Raw genomic sequence first — 21,991 nt, 5'->3', positions numbered from 1 at the left:
CTCGGTTGCATGACCGCGGCACTCACCATCGCCTTCGTGCCAGGGGTGTCCCCGGCCAAGTGGGCACGCGTGTGGCGTGATCGCTTCCCGTCCGTGGAGCTCCGGCTCCGTCCGATCGGCTCGTCCGACGTCGACGCGGCACTGGCCGACGACGCCGACATGGTCTTCGCCAGGATGCCCGTCTCGGACGTCCACAACGCGATCCCGCTCTGGACCGAGACCGCGGTCGTCGCGACACCGAAAGACTCCACGCTCGCGCACTCGTCCGAGATCACCCATGCCGACCTCGACGCCGTGCACGTCATCGACGCCGGTCCGGTACCGGCCGACGTCGACGGCGCGCTCGACCTCGTCGAGGCGAACGTCGGCGTCGTCGTCCTCCCGCAGTCCCTCTTCCGCAAGGCAAGCCGCAAGGACCTCGTCGCGCGCGCGCTCGTCGACTCCCCCGGCACGCGGATCGCGCTCGTGTGGCGCGACGAGGACGCCTCGGAGCTCACCGAGGAGTTCATCGGCGTGGTCCGCGGGCGGACCGCCAACAGTTCCCGGAGCCAGCCGGACCAGCCGGGAGGCCCGGATCGCGCCGGCGACGCCGACGCACGTCCGTCCCGTGGCGGCTCCAGGGCCACCGCGGGTGGCAAGGACGCCGCCGGCGGCAAGGCCAAGGCGAAGTCGCCAGGCGGCGCCAAGTCCGGCAGCGGCAAGGGCTCGAACAGCGGCAAGGCCCCGAAGCCCGGTCGCGGACGGATGCGGGGCAAACCCAGCCGTGGCTCGAAGGGCAACCGATGACGGACACGCGCCTGCAGACGATGCCGGCCACGAGCCTCCCGGCCTGGCTGGACGCGACGATGGCGGAGTACGTCGAATCGCGCATGCAGGCCGGCGAGACCCGCGAGCAGGCCGAGGCCAACAAGCAGCAGTCGCTCGACCAGTGGTTCCCCGGTGGCGAGCCGCTCGCCGGGCACCACGTGTGGGACGTGCTCGACGGCGACGACACCGTCGTCGGGTACCTGTGGATCGGGCCGTTCGAGCCGGGCAGTGCCGACTGGTGGGTGTTCAACGTGGAGATCGACGAGGCACACCGACGGAAGGGCCATGCCCGCCGGGCGCTCGAACTCGGGCACGTCGTCGCGAAGGACGAGGGTGCGACGAGCATCGGGCTGAACGTGTTCGGCTACAACGCGGGCGCCAAGGAGCTGTACGAGCGGCTCGGGTACGGCGTCACCGCGATGCAGATGAAGCTGCCGCTCACCTGATCACGGCCGCTGCCGCTCACCTGATCACGGCCGCTGCCGCCCGTGCGACGCGTTCGCCGCGGGACTCCTCGGCGGCTGCGCGCGCCTCGGCGACGACGCGCGCGTCCGCCCGATCCGCCGACCCGGCGTCGAAGGGCGGCTGCGGGTCGTACTCGATCTGCAACTGGATGCGCTCGGCGACCGGCTGACCGGCGAGCTCGGAAGCGAACCACAGCGCCATGTCGATGCCGGCGCTCACCCCGGCAGCGGTGACGACCGACCCGTCGTCGACCACCCGTTCGTCCACCGGCGTCGCACCGAACGCGGCGAGCATCGGCTTCGAGGCCCAGTGCGTCGTCGCCCGCTTGCCGGCGAGCAGCCCGGCGGCACCGAGGACGAACGCGCCGGTGCACACCGAGGTGACCCACGTGGCGCGTTCGGCCTCCCGCCGGACGAACCCGACGATCTCGGGGTCGAGCATCGCGTCGAACGCACCGTCGCCACCGGGGACCACGAGGACGTCCGCCGGAGCGGCGTCGGCGATCGTCACGGTGGGGACGAGGGACAGCCCGCAGTCACTCGGCACCGGGTCGAGCGTGGCGGCGACGTACTCGATCCGGGCGCCGGGCACGCGACTGAGGACCTGCGCCGGTCCGGTGAGGTCGAGCTGCGTGAGGTCCGGGAACAGCAGGAACGCGATCCGGATCTCCGACGGGTCGTGCTCCGGGGTGGTCACGTCGTCCTCGACGGGATCGGAGGCGGGGACCTCGACGTCGACCGGCACGTCGACGTGCACCGCATCGACGGGGGTGATCGGCGTGACCCGGGGGTTCGGGTGCTCGTGCGTCATGCCCGCGACCCTAGCCCCGCGGGGTCGCGTCCGCCTTCGACCGCTCAGGCCCAGACGCCCGAGGTGCCCCGTCGGTGGCTGCCGACCAGGTGCGTGTCGACGATGCCGAGCGCCTCCATCAGCGCGTACATCGTCGTCGGACCGACGAAGGCGAACCCGCGCTTCCGCAGCGCCTTCGACAGAGCGAGCGACTCGTCGCTCTTCGTGGGGACGTCGGCGGACGTGATCGGCTCCGGCGTCCGGTCGGGGCGGAAGGACCACACGAAGTCCGCCAGTCCGCCGTCCTCCCGCAGCGCCACCGTGGCGTTCGCATTGGTGATCGTGGCGAGGATCTTCGCCCGGTTCCGGACGATGCCGGCGTCCGCCATCAGTCGGGCGACGTCCGCTTCACCGAAGCCCGCGACCACGTCGGCGTCGAAGTCCGCGAAGGCGGCGCGGAACGCCGGTCGCTTCGCGAGGATCGTGCGCCACGAGAGGCCGGACTGGAACGCCTCGAGCGAGAGCCGCTCGAACACGCCGCGCTCGTCCCGCACGGGCATGCCCCACTCGGTGTCGTAGTAGTCCCGCAGCATCGGGTCCGTCGAGGCCCACACCGGGCGGGCGAGTCCGTCGTCCCCGGTCACCAGATCAGTCACGCCCCCATCCTGCCGGTCCGCACCGACGTCACCGTCGCCCCCACTCGTCGTGCGGGAGCTGACCTGCGGAACCCGACCCGAGCCTCCCGTCCGCGCATCCGCCCGTCGCCCGGTCGTCGACCGGTCACGACACCCCGCTCAGTGCTGCCGAGCGGCCTCGAACGGTCGCTTGAGCGCGCTGGATCCGACAGACGGTGACCCCTCGGCGGACCCCCGCCGGGGTGTTGTGACCACTCGACCACCTGGCCGGGCGGGAGACGCGGCCGGGCGACGAGGAGCGGGCGCCACGGGCGAGCGCCGCCGGCCGGCGGCACGCGTGGCCCCGCGCGTCAGGCGCGGAAGCGACGGAGGAGCTGGGCGTTCAGGCTGACGATCACGGTCGACAGGCTCATCAGCACCGCGCCGACCGCCGGGGACAGCACGAACCCGACCCCCGCGAGCACCCCGGCCGCGAGCGGCACCGAGAGCACGTTGTACCCGGTGGCCCACACGAGGTTCTGCACCATCTTCCGGTAGGTCGCACGCGACAGGTCGATCACGGTGAGCACCCGACGCGGGTCGTTCGACGCGAGCACGACGCCGGCACTCTGCACCGCGACGTCGGTCCCCGCGCCGATCGCGATCCCGACGTCGGCACGGGCCAGCGCCGGGGCGTCGTTCACACCGTCACCGACCATCGCGACGACGGCCCCGGACTCCTGCAGCCGTGCGACCTCGCCGTCCTTGTCCTCTGGCAGCACCTCGGCGCGGACCTCGTCGATGCCGAGCTCCCGCGCGACCGCATCGGCTACCTGCTGGGCATCGCCGGTGACCATCGCCACCCGGATCCCGCGGTCGTGCAGGGCACGGACGGCCTCGGCGGACTCGTGACGGACGGCGTCGCGTACGGCGAAGGCGGCCTGCACCGTCCCGTCGACCACCGCGACGATGACCGCCGCTCCGTCGGCACGCCACCCGTCGACGGCGGACTCGAACGCGGACGGCATGCTCGCACCGCGCTCACGGAGCATCGCCGGTCCGCCGACCTCGACACGTCGACCCTCGACGACCGCGCTGACCCCGCGGCCGGGGACGGACCCGGTGTCGGTCACCTGGTCGGGCACGGGCACGCCACGGTCTTCGGCGGCGCTGACGATCGCGCGCGCCACCGGGTGTTCACTGTCCCGCTCGGCCGCTGCGGCGAGTCCCAGGACGGCGTCGTCCCCGACGGTGTCGACGACCTCCGGAGCCCCGGTCGTCAACGTGCCGGTCTTGTCGAAGACGACGGTGTCGACGTTCCGCATCGCCTCGAGCGCGAGCCGGTCCTTCACGAGGATCCCGGCCTTCGCGGCGCGCTCGGTGGAGATCGCGACGACGAGCGGGATCGCGAGACCGAGGGCGTGCGGGCAGGCGATGATCAGCACGGTGACGGTGCGGGTGATCGCCTCCGTGGGGCTGCCGAGGACCAGCCACACCACGAAGGTGATGATCGCCGCCCCGGTGGCGAAGTAGAAGAGGAGCGCCGCAGCACGGTCGGCCAGGACCTGCGTCCGCGAGGACGACGACTGCGCCTCGGCGACCATCCGCTGGATGCCGGACAGGGCGGTGTCGTCGCCGGTGGCGGTGATCCGGACGCGGATCGAGCTGTCCGTCGCCACGGTGCCCGCGACGACGCGGTCGCCGGCGGCCCGTTCGACGGCCGCGGACTCCCCCGTGATCATCGACTCGTCGACCTGCGCGCGTCCGTCGACGACCTCGCCGTCCGCCGGGACGCGGCCGCCTGGCCGGACCACGACCGTCTGGCCGACCTGGAGGCTCGACACCGGCACCTGGGACACGTCGCCCTGGTCGTCGATCACGTCTGCCTCGTCGGGCAGCAGTGCCGCGAGCGCGTCCAGCGCGCTCGACGCGACGCCCATGGCGCGCATCTCGATCCAGTGCCCGAGCAGCATGATCACGATGAGGAGCGCGAGCTCCCACCAGAAGTCGAGGTCGAGCCCGAACATGCCGAGGCTGGTGATCCACGACGCGACGAAGGCCACGACGATGGCCATGCCGATCAGGAGCATCATGCCCGGCCGCTTCGTCCTGGCCTCCGACCACCCGCCGGTCAGGAACGGCCAGCCGCCGTACACGAACAGCACCGTGCCGAGCACCGGTGAGACCCAGCTCGCCCAGGCCGCGTCGGGAAGCGGATAGTGCAAGATGTCGGCGAACATCGTGCTGAACGCCACGACCGGGACCGCGAGGACGAGGCTCCACCAGAAGCGGTCGCGGAACATCGCGGCGTGGTCGCCGTGCCCGCCGTGCCCGTGGTGCATGTGGTCGTGCCCGCCGTGCCCAGCGGTTCCGCCGTGGTCCGCGTGGTGGTCGTGGCCGGCGTGCTCGTCGTGCTCGTGGTGGGCGTGGTCGTCGTGCACGTGTCCCTGGTGGTCAGCGTGCTCGTCGACGGTGGTTCCGTGGCGGTGCTCGTCCATGCCGTCCACAATACCCCCTAGGGGTACCCGGTGGCGGTGACGCCGGAGAGAGCGCACCATTGCCGCATGAGACGACCCGAACTCGTCCGGCGCGCCCTGGCTGCCGGATGCACGATCATCGCCGTCCTCGCGGGCTCCCTGATCCCCGCGGCGACCGCCGGCGCAGCGACGACCCCGGCGACCCCGGTCACCGCACTGCGCGTCACGAAGAACGTCATGGTCGACCCCGCCGGCAAGGCGGTCAAGCTCCGCGGCGTGAACCGATCAGGCACCGAGTACAACTGCCAGCAGGGCGGCGGGATCTTCTCCGGCCCGACCGACCAGGCGTCGATCGACCTGCTCCGCTCGTGGAACGTCAACACCGTGCGGATCCCGCTCAACGAGCACTGCTGGCTCGGCATCGACTGGGCACCGCAGTCGACCGGCGAGCCCTACCGCGCGGCGGTGCAGGACTACGTGGACCGGCTGGCCGCGAACGGGATCCGTTCGATCCTCGACCTGCACTTCACCGGCCCGGTCGCGATCTGGGGCGAGCAGGAGAAGGAGATGGCGAACACGACGTTCTCGTTGCCGTTCTGGACCTCGGTCGCGAGCCGGTTCGCCTCGAGCCCCGCCGTCCTCTACGAGCCGTTCAACGAACCCCACGACATCTCCGAGGCGTGCTGGCTGAACGGGTGCACGATGCCGGAGGGGTGGCAGGCGGCCGGGTACCAGCAGCTGGTGAACACGATCCGGGCCACCGGCGCGAAGCAACCGATCATCATCAACGGTCTCGACTGGGGCCACGACATGTCGCCGATGCTGCGCTCGCTGCCGAAGGACCCGGCGAAGGCCCTCGTCGCCGGGCAGCACCTCTACAACTTCAAGGGCTGCGTGACGGCGGCGTGCTGGTCGGCGGACTTCGCCCCGGTCGCCGCGCGGATGCCGATGGTCGCCGAGGAGATCGGCGTGAACGACTGCTCGACGACCATGCCGCTGGCGTTCATGCGCTGGATGGACGCGAACGGCGGTGACGGGTACGTGTTCTGGAACTTCGGCACCACCGGCTGCCCCGACGGCGGACAGTACGGCGGTTCGGCGCTCATCAGCGACTGGAACGGCACCGCGACCCCGTACGGTGACGCGATCCGGCGGTACTTCCTCAGCCGCCCGGTGTGATCAGTCGGCCGGGCGGATCGGCTCGGCGGCCGCGACGGTCGCCGCCGGGGTGGGCGCGAGTGCACCCCGGCGACGGATCGCACCGGTCACGACGAGCACGATGACGACGAGCGCGAGGACGATCCACCCGCCGTACCCGAGCGGACTGCGCGCCACGTCGGACACGTCGACACCCGAGGCGACGAGCACCGCCCCCACACCGGCGGCACCGTTCACCCCCGCGTGTGCGAAGACGGCAGGCCAGACCGATCCCGTGCGGAGCCGGAGCCACCCGAGGACCATGCCGAGCAGCACGCAGGCGACGACCATGAACACGACGCCGAGCCAGTCCGTGCGACCGAAGTTGTAGCCGAGCAGGATGATCGGCGCGTGCCAGACACCCCAGACGACACCGGACCCGACCAGCGCGAACCAGGTGCCGTACCGCTCGAGCGCCGGGACGAGGAAGCCCCGCCACCCGATCTCCTCGCCCACCGTGGCGAACGCGTTGAACACCGAGACGAAGGGCACCTGCGCCAGCTGCAGGGCGACGAGCAGCCCGATCGGCATCGGCAGCTCGCGGAGCCCCGCAGCGGCGAGGACGTCCCGGTAGCCGGAGAAGCCGGCGAGGTCGATCGGGAACCAGCCGGCGAGCACCGCCACGACGAGCGCCGCGACCGGGAAGAGCACGCCGCCGAGGTACGCGAACACGGTCACCCAGATCGTGCGGCGCACCGGGCGGAGCGGCCACACCCCGAGGAACCGCAGCACCGGCCGCGGCCGCCGTCGCCCGAGCAGCGCGAGGACGACGACCGCCGACAGCAGCGGCGTGAACATCATGCCGACGATGAACAGCGTGGCGAACGGCGTCCCGAGCCCGCGTCCGGACAGCCAGAGCGGGAGTGTCACCGCCCACGCTCCCCCGAGTGCGAGCACGACGAAGAGCGCGGTCGCCCACCCCGGGACGCTGCGGTCGACGGCGGGCTCCCCCTGGTGGATCATGCCGGAATGCTACCGGCCACGACCGTCACGCCGCGGGCGGGCCGTCCTGGGCGGCCTGCGGATCCATCCACACGTACTCCCAGCGGTGGCCGTCCGGGTCGGTGAAGCTCCGCTGGTACACGAACCCGAGGTCCATCTCCGGCCGGTCCTCGGTGCCACCCGCTGCGACGGCCGCGTCGACGATGCGGTGCACGTCGTCCTTCGAGTCAGCGCTGAGGGAGTTGATCACCTCGATCGTCGAGGGGTCGGCGATCGTCTTGTCGGTGAACTCGGCGAACTTCGCCGTGGTCAGGACCATGACGGAGATCGTGTCGCTGACGACGACGCACGCGGCGGTCTCGTCGCTGAACATCGGGTTGATGGAGTACCCGAGCGCCTCGTAGAAGGCCTTGGAGCGGTCGAGGTCGGCGACGGGCAGGTTGATGAAGACCATGGTCGGCATGGGCCCAACCTGGCCCGACCACGCGCGCGCCGCAACCGTTTCGTGTCGCAACCATCGCCGCCGGACCCGACCCGAGCCTCCCGGCCGCTCCGAAGCGACAACGTCGCTGTCGTCCGACGACCGCTCTGTCGCCCCTTGCGGACGCACGCTGTTGCGCCCGTGCAGAAACGACGAAGTCGCTGTCGTACGACAGCGACTTCGTCGTTCCGAGTCGAGCCGGATCAGCGGCCGACCGATCGCTCAGCGGCCGACAGATCGATCAGGCGAGCTCGCGGCCCTCGCCTGCTGCCTTCTGGTGCGCCTCCGCCTCGGCCTGGCCGATGATGTCCTCCGCCGGGACGGGCGCGAGCCGGTCCCAGAGGAAGAAGAGGAGCCCGCCGGCGAGCATCGAGAGCCCGACCCAGAGGTTGATGTGGATGCCGCCGGTCTTCTCCGGGTCGGTGTCCCAGTGCACGATCCCGACGATCGTCGTGATGATGCCGTAGAGGACGAAGAGGCCGCCGAGGATGCGGCGCAGGTCGAGGCGGCGGGTGGAGCGGACGAGCGCGGCCTTCTGCTCGTCCGTCATCGAGGTGGTGGTGTCACTCATGAGCGGTGATCTCCTTCGGATCAGAGGAACGGCAGGTAGAGGACGACGCAGAGCACGAGGGCGATCGTGCCGAGGAGCGCCGGCGAGCGGTACCAGGCGGTGTCGGTCGCGACGGCGTCACCGTGCATGTCGATCTTGCCGACGCCGTAGACCAGGCCGCCGAGGTCCTTCTCGGCCTTGGGCTTGGTGAACATCGACACGACGAACCCGACGACGAGCACCGTGACGAACGAGATGATCGCGCCGTACAGCGTCTCGGCGGTCCCGGTGGCGAACAGCTTCGGGTTCACCAGGTACGCGATCCAGGTGACCGTCGGGGTGACGATGCCGAGGATGTAGCCCCACAGCGCGCCCTGGGTGGTCATCCGCTTCCAGAGCAGACCGAGGATGAACACGGCGAACAGCGGCGCGTTGAAGAACGAGAACAGCGTCTGCATGTAGGTCATGATGTTCCCCGCCTGGGCGGCGATGAACGCGGTGGCGATGCCGACGAGGACACCGACGACGGTGACCCAGCGACCGGTCTTCAGGTAGTGCACGTCCGGCATGTTCGGCTTGATGTAGCGCTGCCAGATGTCGTAGGTGAAGACCGTGTTGAACGACGACACGTTCGCGGCCATACCGGCCATGAAGCTCGCGAGGAGCCCCGTCACCGCGACGCCGAGGACGCCGGTCGGCAGGTACATCTGGATGAGCTTCGGGATCGCGTCGTTGTACGTCAGCGTGCCGTCGGCGAACTGGTTGCCGACGACCGCCGCGGCGATGAGGCCGGGGATGACGACGATGAAGGGGATGAAGAGCTTCGGGATCGCGGCGATGAGCGGGGTGCGGCGGGCCGCGGACATGTTCTTCGCCGAGAACGCGCGCTGCACCTCGGTGAAGTTCGTCGTCCAGTAGCCGAAGCCGAGCACGAAGCCGAGACCCAGGACGATGGCGAGCCAGTTGGCGCCGATCGGGTTGGTCACGTCACCGAAGCCGGTGCCGGCCCACGCCTGCAGGTGCTGCACGCCCTGTGTCTCGATGATCGCGGACTTAAGGCCGCTCCAGCCGCCGACGCGGTGCAGGCCGACGATCGTCAGCGGGACGAGCCCGGCGATGATCACGAAGAACTGCATGACCTCGTTGTAGATCGCGCTCGAGAGCCCACCGAGCGTGATGTACGCCAGCACGAAGCCGGCGGAGACGATGATGGCGAGCCACTCGGGCCAGCCGAGCATCGCCTCGATGACGATCGCCATCGCGTAGAGGTTGATGCCCGCGATCAGGACGTTCGACACCGCGAACGCGATCGAGTTCACCAGGTGCGGTGCCTTGCCGAAGCGACGGAGCATGAACTCCGGCACCGACCGGACCTTGGAGCCGTAGTAGAACGGCATCATCACGAGCCCGAGGAACACCATCGCCGGCACGGCACCGACGAGGTAGTAGTGCAGGGTCGCCATGCCGATCTGGGCACCGTTGGCGGCCATGCCGAGGATCTCGGTCGCGCCGAGGTTGGCGGACACGAACGCCAGACCGGTGATCCAGGCGGGCATCGAGCGGCCGGACAGGAAGAAGTCCATGCTCGTCCTGACCTGTTTCCGGGCGGTGAACCCGATCCCGATGACGACCGCGAAGTACACGATGATCATCAGGTAGTCGACCCAGCCCAGGTTGAGCTGGATCCCGTTGTTCGCTGCAGCGAGAACCATGTATTGACTCCACGTCGATGTGCTGTGATCCGCGTCTGCGCAGATCCATCGGGGGACATTACCCGGGTAGTACCGTTTTGTAACTTTTGCGCCGATCCGCGCGGTGGCCTATTGTGACCGTTCACATAGCCATGACATGTGTCAGGCGAACCGGGGGACGACGGAATCGCCCTCGGTAGGCTTCGGACATGACCGAGCAGTCGCGCATCCTCGTCCTCAACGGCCCGAACCTCGACATCCTCGGCCGGCGCGACCCGGAGCAGTACGGCGCCGTGACACTCGCCGAGATCGAGGCGATCGTGCACACCGAGGCAGCGGTCCACGATCTCGAGGCGGACTTCCGTCAGACCAACCGCGAGGGCGAGCTCGTCGAGTGGCTGCACGAGGCGCTCGACGACTTCGTCGGCGTCGTCATCAACCCCGCGGCGTACGCGCACACCTCGATCGCGCTGCACGACGCCGTCGAGGCGCTCTCGGTCCCGGTCGTCGAGGTGCACATCTCGAACACCTGGAAGCGGGAGTCGTTCCGGCACGTCGACCACGTCGCCACGGCGGCCACAGCGGTGATCGCCGGCGCGGGCGCCGACGGCTACCGCCTGGCGGTCGCGCACGTCGCGTCACTCCTGAACTGACCCTCGGTCGGGTCGGTGCGCGGGTGCGAGGCTAGAAGTCGGCGGGGCGGGGGACGTCCGTCGTGGCTGCCGTGACGAAGCCGCCGCGGATGATCGGCAGCGCCCGGCGGACGGCCTGGTCGATGCGGAGCTCGAGGTCGATGTTCGAGATGTCGTAACCGCCCTCGCGCTTGGTGAAGTCCCGCTCGTTGCCGAACACCCCGATCGGGAGCGTCGTGGACTGGAAGAAGCCGAACAGCGGACGCATCTGGTGCTCGACGAGCAGTGCGTGCCGGTCGCTCCCGCCCGTCGCGGTGAGGAGGACCGGGGTGTCGACGAGGTCGTACTGCCCGATCCAGTCGAAGAAGAGCTTGAAGGCGCCGGAGTACGCGGCGCGGAACGCCGGACTGCCGACGACGAGCACGTCGGCCGCTTCCACGGCTTCGAGTGCGGCGACCGTGGTCGGGGACATCGCCGAACGGTCGGACGCTGCCCCGAGGTCGGCGAGCAGCGGCCCGATCTCCACGGTCAGGGTGCGCGCGTCCTCGATCTCCTCACCGAGTCGCGCGACCGTGGCGGCGACCAGGGTCGATGTGCGCGACGGGTCAGATGGGCTGCCGCTGACGCCGACGACGAGTTCTCCGCTCATGCGTTCGATGCTCACACGCACCCGGAGAGCCCGCACGGTTGTGACGACATGTGTCGCCCCAGGCAGCCCGCGTACCGTTCGCCGCATGCAGACGTTCCTGCCGTTCGCGGACTTCCACGCATCGGCCGAGTCCCTCGACGACCGGCGGCTCGGGAAGCAGCGCGTCGAGACGCTGCAGGTGATGCGGGCCCTGACCCTGCCGGACTACGGGTGGCAGCACCACCCCGTCGTGGCGATGTGGCGCGGGTACCGGCCGGCGCTGATGGCGTACCAGGACGCCGTCTGCGCCGTCTGGCTCGACCGCGGGCACGTCGACACGTGTCTCGCGAAGACCCTGGCCGACCTCGGCCGCTCCCCCGACGACCTCGACGCGTACGAACGCGGCGACTACCGGGTGCCGCCGTGGAACGACGACGAGGCCGTGCACCGATCGCACCGGTCGAAGCTCGTGCAGAAGGACCGGGAACACTACCTGCCGCTCTTCCCCGACGTCCCCGACGACCTCGACTACGTCTGGCCGGTCCCGTCCGCGGGGGCGACGCGAGCGGGGAGCGTTGCGGGGAGTCCTACGCGATCGGGGTCCACGTCCCGCCGTCACGGCGCGTGACCCGGTCGGAGCGGATCTCCACCGTGTCCCGCAGGCCGGCGACCGCGAGCCGGGCGACCGCGATCGCGACCTCGTCGTCAGCCGCCTCGTAGCGGACGACCGCGCACGGGACGCCCCGGATCAGGCGGACGTCCTGCGCCTCGACGACGACCTGCTCGGCGACGAGGCGAGCGGCAGCCCGGAGCACGGCGTAGGGGGCGACACCGGGCGCCAGGGCACCGACGGCGAGGGTCACACGGTACGAGGGCACAGGCCAACGCTAGCGATCATCCCCGCCAGGGACGCACCCGGTCCCGCCACGGACGGAGGGGATCCGGGGACGTCGTACAGGGATGACGTCCCGCGATCCGTGGCGGGGTTCCGGGTGCTGCGGGGCACGACGACAGGGGATGTCGTGGCCCGCTCCGGACGCTTCCTTCACAGGGCGCGTCCGGCTGATCGCGCCGATCGGATCCCGAGGGGGGAACCGGATCCGGGCGGCGCGGGTCTTCAGCGGTGCTCGGTGTCCTCTCGGTACCGCTCCGACTCGGTCGGAGCGGGCATCGATCGACACGCCGCAGCGGGACGGATCATCGGGAGCACCGCGCTCCCGATGGTCGCGAGCGCCCCGACGACGGCGATGAGCCCGAGCGGGGCCGAGCCGAGATCGTGCCCTGCGGCCACGGCGAGCGCGAGGACGGTCGCGGGCGCCGGCAGGAGTTGCACCACCCGGAAGCGGTCCTCCCGGGGGACTCGAGTCGTCATCGCATTTGCCATGTGAACACTCTGGCGGAGTTCGCTTGTCCGCAAAAGGGGGGACAGGTCCCCAGTGATGGAGTAGAACGTCTAGTACACCCCAGGCGACGGCAAGCGAGGGCTCAGCCCAGCGCACGGACCGCGGCGACCGCGGCGGCGACCGAACCGACCACGACGGGCACGTCCGCCTCGGACAACGACGCATCGAACGTCAGCCGCACGGCGCTCCGTGCCACCTCGTCGGACAGCCCGAGGGCCGTGAGCACGTGCGACGCCTCGGTGCTGCCGGCTGCGCAGGCACTCCCCGACGACGAGACGACGTCACGCTGTTCGAGCTCGAGGAGGACCGTCTCGCCGTTCACCCCGGGAAAGCAGAAGGACGCATGCCCGGGCAGCCGGTGCTCGCGCGACCCGGTGACGAACGCCCCGGGAACCCGCGCCACGACCCCGTCCAACACAGCGTCACGCACCGAGGAAGCGTGCACCGAGGAGGCCCGCGCCGCGTCCGACGCGGACGCACCCCCGACCGACAGCGCCGTCGCCATCGCCACCGCGCCGGCGACGTCCTCGGTCCCGGACCGACGCCCGCGCTCCTGTCCCCCGCCGTGCACGAGCGGCTCCATCGGCACCCCGGCACGGATCGCGAGGACACCGGTGCCCTTCGGGGCGCCGAGCTTGTGACCGGAGAACGAGAGCGCGTCGACCCCGAGGACGTCGAGCCCGATCGGCAGCCACGGCGCGGACTGCACCGCGTCGGTGTGGAAGCGCGCGCCGACAGCGTGCGCGAGTGCGGCGAGTGCCGGGATGTCCTGGACGGTGCCGATCTCGTTGTCCGCGTGGGCGATCGACACGAGGGTGGTGTCCGGTCGGAGCGCGGCGGCCAGCACGGCAGGGTCGACCCGACCGGACGCGTCGACCGGCAGCACGGTCACCGTGAAGTCGTGGAAGCGTTCGAGGTACTCGCAGCTCGCCAGGACCGCCTCGTGCTCGATCGCACTCGTCACGACGTGGCGCCCGCGCGGTGTCGCGAGCGCGATGCCCTTCACCGCGGTGTTCGCCCCCTCGGTGCCACCGGCCGTGAAGACGACCTCGGCCGGGCGGCATCCGAGCAGGTCGGCGACGGACGCCCGCGCCGCCGCGAGCCCGCGCGCCGCCTGGTCCCCGATGCCGTGGGTCGACGACGGGTTCCCGAAGCCGCCGGTCAGCCACGGCCACATCGCCTCGAGCACCTCGCGGCGCACGGGCGTCGTCGCGGCTCGGTCGAGGTAGAACACGTCAGTCCGCAGAATCGGAACCGGAACCAGAACCGGAACCGGAACCGCCACCGGCACCGGCACCGGCCCCGGAACCGGAGCCGGCCGCCGGACCGGTCACGGACACGTCGAGCCCGAGGTCGAGTGCGCGCGCGGAGTGCGTCAGGGCCCCGACGGAGATGATGTCGACCCCGGTGGCCGCGATCGCCGCGACGGTGTCGAGGGCCACCCCGCCGGACGCCTCGACGAGCGCGCGTCCGGCCACCAGATCGACACCCGTCACCAGGTCGTCGATCGAGAAGTTGTCGAGCATGATCGTGTCCACACCGGCGGCGACGACGGGTTCGATCTGGTCGATGCGGTCCACCTCGACCTCGAGGTGGACGGTGTGCCCGAGTCGCTCCCGGGCGTCGCGGATCGCCTGCCCGACGCCGATCCCGCTCGCGAGCAGCACGGCGAGGTGGTTGTCCTTCGCGAGCACCGCGTCGGACAGCGACGTCCGGTGGTTGTGGCCGCCGCCGCACCGGACCGCGTACCGCTCGAGCGCGCGGAGCCCCGGCGTGGTCTTCCTGGTGTCCACGATCCGTGCCCGGGTCCCGGCGACGGCCGCGACGTAGCGCGCCGTCGACGTCGCGATGCCCGACATCCGCTGCACGAGGTTCAGCGCGACCCGCTCGGCCCGCAGCACCGCTCGCGCCGGCCCGGTCACGGTCGCGAGGACGTCACCCGGCTCGAACGGGTCGCCGTCCGCGACGAGGACGGTCGCCGAGATGAGCGGGTCGACCGCGTGCATCACGGCCACGAACACCCCCCCCCGCTCAGCACGCCGGGTTCCCGCGCGCCGAGGGTCGCCGTCGCGATCGCGTCGACGGGGATGAGCGTCTCACTCGTGACGTCGCCCCATGGTGCGTCCTCCTCGAGCGCGGTCTCGATGACGCGACGAAGCGCGTGCGGCGGGATGGTTCCTGGATCGGTGGTCATGCGAGTGCTTCCTCGGGGACGGGATCGGAGACGGACGAGCGGACGGCGACCCAACCGGTCGATGCCGGAGCATCGGGGTCGGTGTCCGGGTGGTCGGTACGGGCGTGCGCGCCGCGGGACTCGGTGCGGGCCTCGGCGGCACGGGCCACCAGGCGGGCGAGGTCGAGCAGCGCTCGGTCCTCGTGCTCCCGCACCGTCCGGGGTGCGTCCACGGCGAGCGCCGCGAGCTCGCGGCGCGCGGCCGCCAGCCCAGCGGCGTCACGGAGCAGGCCGACGCGGTCGGTCATGACGGTCTGGACCGTCTGACGGACGTGCGCCTGCGGGTCCTGGTGATCCGGGCCTCCAGGACGGCACTGCCGGGAGGCCCGGATCGCCGCCGCCTCGTCGCCCACCGTGGTGACGGGGAACGTCGCATCGCCGCGCAGGCGGAGCAGGCCGGGTCGCGCCGCGCCGACCGCGTCCGCTGCGCGGACGGCGAAGACCAGTCCTTCGAGCAGCGAGTTCGACGCGAGTCGGTTCGCGCCGTGCACGCCGGTGCAGGCGGCCTCGCCGATCGCGAGGAGTCCGGGGAGGCTGGTGCGTCCCTCCGCGTCGGTCGCGATGCCGCCCATGAAGTAGTGCGCTGCCGGGGCGACGGGGACGCCCTCCCGGGTCCAGTCGAAGCCGGCTGCACGGGTCGCACGGGTGAGGCCGGGGAACCGTGCGACGAGGAAGTCCTGGTCGAGCCCGCTCGCATCGAGGAACACGTCGCCGCCGTCGCGCATCGCGGCCGCGATCCCCCGTGCCACGACGTCACGCGGCGCGAGTTCGGCATCCGGGTGGACGTCGGGCATGAAGCGGCGACCGCGTGCGTCGCGGAGGACGGCGCCCTCGCCGCGGACGGCCTCGGAGACGAGCCCGCCGCCGGGGACCGCGAGCCGGGTCGGGTGGAACTGCATGAACTCGAGGTCCGCGAGGACGGCTCCGGCGCGCCAGGCGGCCGCTGCGCCGTCGCCGGTCGCGACGAGCGGGTTCGTCGTCTCGCGGTACAGGTGTCCGGCTCCCCCGGAGGCGAGCACGACGGCGTCGGCGTCGATGCGGCGCGGCTCGCCCAGCAGGTCGAGCACGTCGATCCCGACCACCGTGCCGTCCCGTAGGACGAGGCCGGTGAGGCAGGTGCGCTCGAGGATCGTCACGTGCTGGCGGTGCAGCGCGCGGATGAGCGTCTGCTCGATCGCGGCACCGGTCGCGTCCCCGGCGGCGTGCACGACCCGCCAGCGCCCGTGTGCGGCTTCCCGTCCGCGGGCGAGGTCGTCGCCGTACCGGTCGAGGCTCGCCGGGTCGTCGGTGCGGTCGAACGGGACGCCGAGCGCGAGCAGGTCGCGGACGCGTGCCGGCCCGTCGGAGCAGAGGACCTCGACGGCACGGGCGTCGGCGCTGCCCGCCGCAGCGACGTGCGTGTCCGCGGCGTGCAGCGCCACGGTGTCGTCGGCGCCGAGCGCGACGGCGATGCCACCCTGCGCGTGGCTCGTCGCGGCGTCCGCGAGGGCGCCCTTCGTCACGAGGGTGACGTCGTGGCGGGCGCTCGCACGGATCGCGGCGGTGAGGCCGGCGATGCCGGAACCGACGATGACGACGTGCACGGCGTCGTCCTAGACCCGCGGCTTCGCGGCGAGCATGCGTTCGAGGGCGACCTTGGCGTCGGCCTTGACCTCGTCCGGGACGACGATCTCGTTGAGGACCTCGCCGCGCACGAGCGCCTCGAGCACCCACGCCAGGTACCCGGGGTGGATCCGGTACATCGTCGAGCACGGGCAGACGACCGGGTCGAGGCAGAAGATCGTGTGCTGCGGGTACTCGGCCGCGAGCCGGTTCACCATGTTGATCTCGGTGCCGATCGCGAACGTGGTCGGTTCGGTCGCGGCCGCGACGGTCTTCCTGATGAGGTCGGTGCTGCCGGCGGCATCAGCGGCGTCGACGACGGCCATCGGGCACTCCGGGTGCACGATCACCTGGACGCCGGGGTGGTCGCGGCGAGCCTGGTCGATCTGGTCGACGGTGAAGCGGCGGTGCACGGAGCAGAACCCGTGCCAGAGGACGACCCTGGCATCCTGCAGGTCCTCGGCGGTGTTGCCACCGAGGGGCTTCCTCGGGTTCCACATCGGCATCAGGTCCGTGCTGATGCCCATCGCCTTCGCGGTGTTGCGCCCGAGGTGCTGGTCGGGGAAGAACAGCACGCGCTGCCCGCGTTCGAACGCCCACTCGAGCACGGTCGCCGCGTTGGAGCTGGTGCAGACGATGCCGCCGTGGCGACCGCAGAACGCCTTGAGGTCGGCGGCGGAGTTCATGTAGGTCACGGGGATGACCGGCACGCGGCCGTCGGCGTCGGGTTCGGTGCCGTAGACGGACTCGAGCTCGGCCCATGCCGCCTCGACGCTGTCGATGTCGGCCATGTCGGCCATCGAGCAGCCCGCCGCGAGGTTCGGCAGGATGACGCGCTGGTCGTCACGGGCCAGGACGTCTGCGGTCTCCGCCATGAAGTGCACGCCGCAGAAGACGATCGACTCGGCATCGGGCTTCGTCAGGGCGGCGTTGGCGAGCTGGAACGAGTCGCCGAGGAAGTCCGCGTGCCGGACGACCTCGTCGCGCTGGTAGAAGTGGCCGAGCACCACGACCCGGTCCCCCAGCGTCGCCTTCGCCCGCTCGATGCGCTCGTGCAGTTCCTCCACCGGTGCGTGCTTGTACTCGTCCGGGATCACGCCCTGCCGCGGTGCGGAGGTCGGGATGACGTCGGACATCGACGAACCGGGGCCGTAGCCGGGCCTGGCGTCGAAGTCCCACGTCGGCATCGCGAGGTCCGGCGTGCAGGTGCTGCCGTCGGCCTTGCCGTTGGAGATGAGCTCGATGGTCGTTGCGATGGACACGGTGGTTCCTATCGGTTCTGCGGTCGTGTCTGGTTCTCGGTCGTGGTGCCCTGTCGCAGCGGGCCGTTGTCCGCGTACGCGAGGTCGGGGTTCGAGCGGTACAGCCGGGCCGGACGGTGCCGGTCCCCGCTCGTGGTCTCGTCGGTGGCGATGACGGCGTCGGACTGCGCGACCTGCCGCCGGAAGTTCGCGGGGTCGAGCGGACGCCCGAGCACGGCCTCGTACACGGCGCGGAGCTCGGCGAGGGTGAACCGGTCGCCGAGGAACGCCTGCGCGATGCGGGAGTACGACATCTTGTTCCGCAGCCGCCAGAGGGCGTACTCGGCGATGTGGTCGTGGTCGAACGCGAGCGGCGGGTGCTCGTCGGCGAGGAACCACCGCACGTTCCAGTCGTCCGGCACGACGCTCGCCTCGTCCGGGCGGACCAGCGCCCAGTACACGATCGACACGACGCGGGTCGGGGACCGGTCGACGTCGCCGAACGCGTAGAGCTGCTCGAGGTACCGCGGCTGGACGTTGGTCGTCTCGCGCAGACGGGCGGCTGCGGAGTCCTCGAGCCCCTCGTCCGGACGGACCCAGCCACCGGGGAGCGCCCACGATCCCTCGTACGGCTCGGCGGTGCGGCGGACGAGCGGCATCCACAGCGCCGGCGCCCCCGTGTCGGGGTGCGGGCGCAGCGCGACGATCACGGTCGAGACCGCGACGCGGATTGCTGCTTCGTCCAAGGTGCCTGCGTTCAGGTATGATTGACCTTAAGTGTTCTGGTTCCAGTGACTCTATCACTGCCTCCACATGCCGTCGACACGTTGCCGAAACAATCGGTCACGGCCTCGAAAAACCCTGGTGATGCTGGGGAAACCCGGCCCGCATACATTGGGCGACATGACAACGGTGACCAGGGTGCACGCCATCGTCTCGGGGACGGTCCAGGGGGTCGGGTTCCGCTACTGGACGGCACGCAAGGCGGACGGGCTCGAGCTGACGGGCTACGCACGGAACCTCTTCGACGGCACGGTCGAGGTCGAGGCGGAGGGGCCGTCGCCCGCCGTGGACGCCCTCGTGGAGATGTTGCACACCGGACCGCCGTCGGCGAGCGTGACCGAGGTCTCGACGCGCCCGGTCGTCCCGCACGGCGACGCGGCGTCGTTCGACATCCTGCACTGACCGTTCACCACGGGTGTCGGTGGATCGCGGAATAATCGAGTCCGTTCAGGTGCTGCACACCCAGTGCCCGGCGTGACGCCCGGTCACGCGTCCGCTCGTGCGGACTCCCCACAATCCACCGTTCGGAGCCGCCACATGACCGACCACGCCATCGACACCGCACCACGGACCGGCAGCGTTCCGGCGCGCACGGCTGCCGACGACCGCCTGGTCATCGGGCTGCTGCTCGTGTCCGCGTTCGTCGTGATCCTCAACGAGACGATCATGGGTGTCGCGCTGCCGCGGCTCATGGACGACCTCGACATCAGTGCGGCGACCGGGCAGTGGCTGACGACCGGGTTCCTCCTGACGATGGCCGTCGTCATCCCGATCACCGGGTTCCTGCTGCAGCGCTTCAACACGCGCCCGGTCTTCATGTGGGCGATGAGCCTGTTCTCCGCCGGCACGCTCATCGCGCTCCTGGCCCCCGGGTTCGCCACCCTGCTCGTCGGGCGCATCGTCCAGGCGAGCGGCACGGCGATCATGATGCCGCTGCTCATGACGACCGTCCTGACGCTCGTCGATCCGGCACACCGCGGTCGGATCATGGGCAACATCTCGATCGTCATCTCGGTCGCCCCTGCCGTCGGACCGACCATCTCCGGGCTCATCCTCAACGCGTTCTCGTGGCGCTGGCTGTTCGGGTTCGTGCTGCCGATCGCGATCGCCGCGCTGGTCCTCGGCATGGTGAAGGTCCGGAACGTGGGGACCCCTCGGCCTGCCCCGCTCGACGTGCTCTCGGTCGTGCTCTCCGCCTTCGCGTTCGGCGGCGTCGTGTACGGCCTGTCGAGCATCGCGGAGATCGCCACCAGCGGACCGGTCGTCCCGATCGCGGCGCTCGTGGTCGGTGTCGTCGGGCTCGTGCTGTTCGTCCTCCGGCAGACCCGGCTCCAGCGCAGCGACCGCGCCCTGCTCGACCTCCGCACGTTCCAGAGCCGGGGCTTCACCGTCCCGATCGTCGGCATGGGGCTGAGCTTCCTGGTCATGCTCGGCACGCTGATCCTGCTGCCGATCTACCTCGAACGCGTCCTCGGGCTCGAGGTCCTGAACGTCGGTCTCCTCCTGCTCCCCGGCGGCCTGCTCATGGGGCTGCTCTCCCCGATCGTCGGGCGCATCTACGACCGGCGCGGGCCGCGGGTCCTCCTCATCCCGGGCACGATCATCATCAGCGTCGTGATGTGGGGGCTGTCCACGGTCGGCACGGACACGAGTGTGTGGTTCGTCCTCGGCGCCCACGTCGTGCTGAGCATCGGGCTCGCCCTGACCTTCACGCCCCTCTTCACCGCGGCACTCGGCGTGCTGCCGCCGAAGCTCTACTCGCACGGCAGCGCGGTCCTCGGCACGACGCAGCAGCTCGCGGGTGCCGCCGGCACGGCGCTGTTCGTGACGTTCCTGACGATCGGCGCGGCGACGGCGACGGCGGGCTCCGGGGCAGAGGACGTGGCGCTCGCGACGGCCTCCGGCGTGAAGACGGCGTTCCTCGTCGGTGGCGTCATCTCGCTCTTCGGGATCCTCACCGCCTTCTTCGTGCGGAAGCCCGAACTGCCGGAGGGCGCGCCGACGCCCCCGCCGGCGCACTAGCCCGCCGCGGGAGCCCACGCGCCCGGCGCCGCTCACGGGGTCGCCGCAGCGCGATTCGATTCCGCACAACCGAAAGCCGTCCGCACCGCGCAACGTCGCGGCGCGGACGGCTTTCGGTTGTGCAGACGGCACAGCGGGCACCCCGGCCACCGCGGCGCACACCCGCGCGTGGCATCGTGGGCGCATGCGGTCGACGACGAGCGAGCTCAACTGGTCCGGCACGGTCACGTACACCTCGGAGCGCGTCGAACGCCCGAGCACGCTGGACGAAGCCGCCGCGATCGTCGCCAGGGAGCCCCGCGTCCACGGCCTCGGCACCCGGCACTCGTTCAACGACGTCGCGGACGCTCCCGGGGTGCTGCTCGACCTGACGGCGATCCCGACCGACCTGGTGATCGACCGCACGCCCGACGGCCGCGCGACCGCCACGCTCGGCGCGGGCACCCGGTACGGCGACGTCGCCCCCGCGATCGACGAGGCCGGCTTCGCGCTGCACAACATGGGGTCGCTCCCGCACATCTCGATCGGCGGCGCGATCGCCACCGGCACGCACGGCTCGGGCACCGCCCTCGGGTCGCTCTCGACGGCCGTCAGGAGCCTCGAGCTGCTGGGTCCGGACGGCGAGACGCGCACCATCGGCAGCGACGACGTCGACGGAGCCGGTAGCGTCCTGCACCTCGGGCTCCTCGGCATCGTGACCCGGGTGACGCTCGACCTCGAGCCGACCTACGCCATGCGCCAGGACGCGTACGGCCCGTTCCCGTGGCGGACGTTCCTCGACCACGCCGCCGAGATCCACGCCGCCGGCACCTCGGTCTGCTCGTACACGCGCTTCGGCGACGAGATCAGCGAGGTCCTCGTGAAGGCCCGCAGCGCGCACGTGCCCGACGAGCTCGTCGGCGCACCGCGGCTGCCAGGGACGCCGGGCGACGAGCACCGCACCGCCCGCGACGGGTCGATGGGCCCGTGGTGGGACCGACTCCCGCACTTCCCGATCGGCACCGTCCCGTCTCACGGGTCAGAGGTACAGAGCGAGCACTTCGTCCCGATCCGGCACGCAGCAGCCGCCCTCGACGCCCTCCGCGGGCTGGCCGACCGCATCCAGCCACACCTGCACGTCGCCGAGCTCCGCACGGTGGCGGCCGACGACCTCTGGCTCTCCCCCACGCAGGGCGATGACGTGTTCTGCATCGCGTTCACCTGGAAGAAGCACCCCGTCGAGGTCGCGGCACTCCTCCCCGACCTCGAGGCGCGGCTCGCCCCCTTCGACGCCCGACCGCACTGGGGGAAGATGAGCTCGCTCGACGCGGACGCGGTGGCAGCGCTGTACCCGCGGCTGCCCGCGTTCCGTGACCTGGTCCGCAGGGCCGACCCGGATCGGACGTTCGCGTCCGCCTTCGGCGAGCGCGTCCTGCGGACCTGACCCGAGCCTCC

Annotated in this window: 22 protein-coding genes and 1 pseudogene; 8 read left to right on the top strand and 15 right to left on the bottom strand. The window is 71.2% G+C overall.

The genetic code is table 11. The features are described 5' to 3' along the window. The first annotated feature begins 9 nt into the window (after window positions 1-9). Window positions 10-786: a LysR family transcriptional regulator substrate-binding protein gene (locus tag ACEN9V_RS17815; protein WP_413601435.1), complete on the top strand. Its 777-nt coding sequence runs from the start codon at window positions 10-12 to the stop codon at window positions 784-786. Continuing rightward, the gene (locus ACEN9V_RS17810) at window positions 783-1,253 is read left to right on the top strand and encodes an N-acetyltransferase family protein (RefSeq protein WP_413601434.1); all 471 of its coding nucleotides are present in this window, start codon (window positions 783-785) and stop codon (window positions 1,251-1,253) included. Before ACEN9V_RS17815 ends, ACEN9V_RS17810 begins: the two co-directional genes overlap by 4 nt. A 16-nt stretch (window positions 1,254-1,269) precedes the next feature. Here ACEN9V_RS17810 and ACEN9V_RS17805 read toward each other — a convergent pair whose 3' ends face one another. From ACEN9V_RS17805 to ACEN9V_RS17795, 3 genes are all read right to left on the bottom strand, one after another. Next, a complete protein-coding gene (locus ACEN9V_RS17805; protein ID WP_413601433.1) occupies window positions 1,270-2,082 on the bottom strand; it encodes a DJ-1/PfpI family protein in 813 nt (270 codons plus the stop codon). Window positions 2,083-2,126: 44 nt separating this feature from the next. Further along, entirely contained in the window at window positions 2,127-2,717 is a 591-nt protein-coding gene (locus tag ACEN9V_RS17800) for a DNA-3-methyladenine glycosylase I (protein ID WP_413601432.1), read from the bottom strand. Window positions 2,718-3,046: 329 nt separating this feature from the next. Next, window positions 3,047-5,173 (bottom strand): heavy metal translocating P-type ATPase, encoded by a 2,127-nt coding sequence (locus ACEN9V_RS17795; protein WP_413601431.1) that lies wholly within the window; start codon window positions 5,171-5,173, stop codon window positions 3,047-3,049. A 66-nt stretch (window positions 5,174-5,239) separates the two neighbouring features. Between ACEN9V_RS17795 and ACEN9V_RS17790 the strand changes: the two genes are divergently transcribed. Further along, window positions 5,240-6,331: a glycoside hydrolase family 5 protein gene (locus ACEN9V_RS17790; RefSeq protein ID WP_413601430.1), complete on the top strand. Its 1,092-nt coding sequence runs from the start codon at window positions 5,240-5,242 to the stop codon at window positions 6,329-6,331. Here the strand turns inward: ACEN9V_RS17790 and ACEN9V_RS17785 are convergent, their stop codons facing one another. The 4 genes from ACEN9V_RS17785 to ACEN9V_RS17770 all read right to left on the bottom strand — a co-directional run bounded on the left by ACEN9V_RS17785 (window position 6,332) and on the right by ACEN9V_RS17770 (window position 10,034). After that, window positions 6,332-7,312: a CPBP family intramembrane glutamic endopeptidase gene (locus tag ACEN9V_RS17785; RefSeq protein WP_413601429.1), complete on the bottom strand. Its 981-nt coding sequence runs from the start codon at window positions 7,310-7,312 to the stop codon at window positions 6,332-6,334. A 25-nt stretch (window positions 7,313-7,337) separates the two neighbouring features. Further along, on the bottom strand, window positions 7,338-7,754 hold the full coding sequence (locus ACEN9V_RS17780; RefSeq protein WP_413601428.1) for a VOC family protein: 417 nt from the start codon (window positions 7,752-7,754) through the stop codon (window positions 7,338-7,340). 259 nt (window positions 7,755-8,013) lie between these two features. Beyond that, a complete protein-coding gene (locus tag ACEN9V_RS17775) occupies window positions 8,014-8,343 on the bottom strand; it encodes a hypothetical protein (RefSeq protein WP_281265201.1) in 330 nt (109 codons plus the stop codon). Between the two features lie 20 nt (window positions 8,344-8,363). Continuing rightward, entirely contained in the window at window positions 8,364-10,034 is a 1,671-nt protein-coding gene (locus tag ACEN9V_RS17770; RefSeq protein WP_281265202.1) for a sodium:solute symporter family protein, read from the bottom strand. A 188-nt stretch (window positions 10,035-10,222) separates the two neighbouring features. Here ACEN9V_RS17770 and aroQ point away from each other — a divergent pair, with 188 nt between their 5' ends. Then, window positions 10,223-10,666 (top strand): type II 3-dehydroquinate dehydratase, encoded by a 444-nt coding sequence (gene aroQ, locus ACEN9V_RS17765; RefSeq protein WP_413601427.1) that lies wholly within the window; start codon window positions 10,223-10,225, stop codon window positions 10,664-10,666. 31 nt (window positions 10,667-10,697) lie between these two features. On the opposite strand, the gene ACEN9V_RS17760 is transcribed toward aroQ, so the two are convergent. Then, a complete protein-coding gene (locus ACEN9V_RS17760) occupies window positions 10,698-11,294 on the bottom strand; it encodes an NAD(P)H-dependent oxidoreductase (protein ID WP_413601426.1) in 597 nt (198 codons plus the stop codon). Between the two features lie 85 nt (window positions 11,295-11,379). On the opposite strand from ACEN9V_RS17760, the gene ACEN9V_RS17755 reads away from it, so the two are divergent. Next, on the top strand, window positions 11,380-11,901 hold the full coding sequence (locus ACEN9V_RS17755) for an MSMEG_6728 family protein (protein ID WP_413601425.1): 522 nt from the start codon (window positions 11,380-11,382) through the stop codon (window positions 11,899-11,901). Here the strand turns inward: ACEN9V_RS17755 and ACEN9V_RS17750 are convergent. From ACEN9V_RS17750 to ACEN9V_RS17720, 7 genes and pseudogenes are all read right to left on the bottom strand, one after another. Then, entirely contained in the window at window positions 11,861-12,151 is a 291-nt protein-coding gene (locus ACEN9V_RS17750; protein ID WP_413601424.1) for a hypothetical protein, read from the bottom strand. The two genes, ACEN9V_RS17755 and ACEN9V_RS17750, sit on opposite strands and share 41 nt — an antisense overlap. 239 nt (window positions 12,152-12,390) lie before the next feature. Further along, on the bottom strand, window positions 12,391-12,645 hold the full coding sequence (locus ACEN9V_RS17745) for a hypothetical protein (protein WP_413601423.1): 255 nt from the start codon (window positions 12,643-12,645) through the stop codon (window positions 12,391-12,393). 113 nt (window positions 12,646-12,758) lie between these two features. Further along, window positions 12,759-13,910, bottom strand: a complete 1,152-nt coding sequence (locus ACEN9V_RS17740) for a cysteine desulfurase family protein (protein ID WP_413601422.1) — start codon at window positions 13,908-13,910, stop codon at window positions 12,759-12,761. Between the two features lies 1 nt (window position 13,911). Then, window positions 13,912-14,870, bottom strand: a pseudogene (gene nadC, locus ACEN9V_RS17735) (carboxylating nicotinate-nucleotide diphosphorylase). Beyond that, window positions 14,867-16,492, bottom strand: coding sequence for an L-aspartate oxidase (gene nadB / locus ACEN9V_RS17730; RefSeq protein WP_413601421.1), 1,626 nt, complete (start codon window positions 16,490-16,492; stop codon window positions 14,867-14,869). Before nadB ends, nadC begins: the two are co-directional and overlap by 4 nt. Before the next feature lie 9 nt (window positions 16,493-16,501). Then, window positions 16,502-17,773, bottom strand: a complete 1,272-nt coding sequence (nadA, locus tag ACEN9V_RS17725; RefSeq protein WP_413601420.1) for a quinolinate synthase NadA — start codon at window positions 17,771-17,773, stop codon at window positions 16,502-16,504. Window positions 17,774-17,781: 8 nt separating this feature from the next. Further along, window positions 17,782-18,498, bottom strand: coding sequence for an NrtR DNA-binding winged helix domain-containing protein (locus ACEN9V_RS17720; protein WP_402729504.1), 717 nt, complete (start codon window positions 18,496-18,498; stop codon window positions 17,782-17,784). A gap of 157 nt (window positions 18,499-18,655) precedes the next feature. On the opposite strand from ACEN9V_RS17720, the gene ACEN9V_RS17715 reads away from it, so the two are divergent. From ACEN9V_RS17715 to ACEN9V_RS17705, 3 genes are all read left to right on the top strand, one after another. Beyond that, entirely contained in the window at window positions 18,656-18,937 is a 282-nt protein-coding gene (locus tag ACEN9V_RS17715; RefSeq protein ID WP_281265213.1) for an acylphosphatase, read from the top strand. 135 nt (window positions 18,938-19,072) lie between these two features. Next, entirely contained in the window at window positions 19,073-20,557 is a 1,485-nt protein-coding gene (locus ACEN9V_RS17710) for an MDR family MFS transporter (RefSeq protein WP_413601419.1), read from the top strand. A gap of 184 nt (window positions 20,558-20,741) precedes the next feature. After that, entirely contained in the window at window positions 20,742-21,980 is a 1,239-nt protein-coding gene (locus ACEN9V_RS17705) for a D-arabinono-1,4-lactone oxidase (protein ID WP_413601418.1), read from the top strand. Window positions 21,981-21,991 lie beyond the last annotated feature (11 nt).

It is taken from the genome of Curtobacterium sp. Curtsp57 (genome assembly GCF_047324335.1).
In the GTDB taxonomy this organism is placed as follows: Bacteria; Actinomycetota; Actinomycetes; order Actinomycetales; family Microbacteriaceae; genus Curtobacterium.
This window is presented reverse-complemented; position numbering and strand designations above follow the sequence as displayed.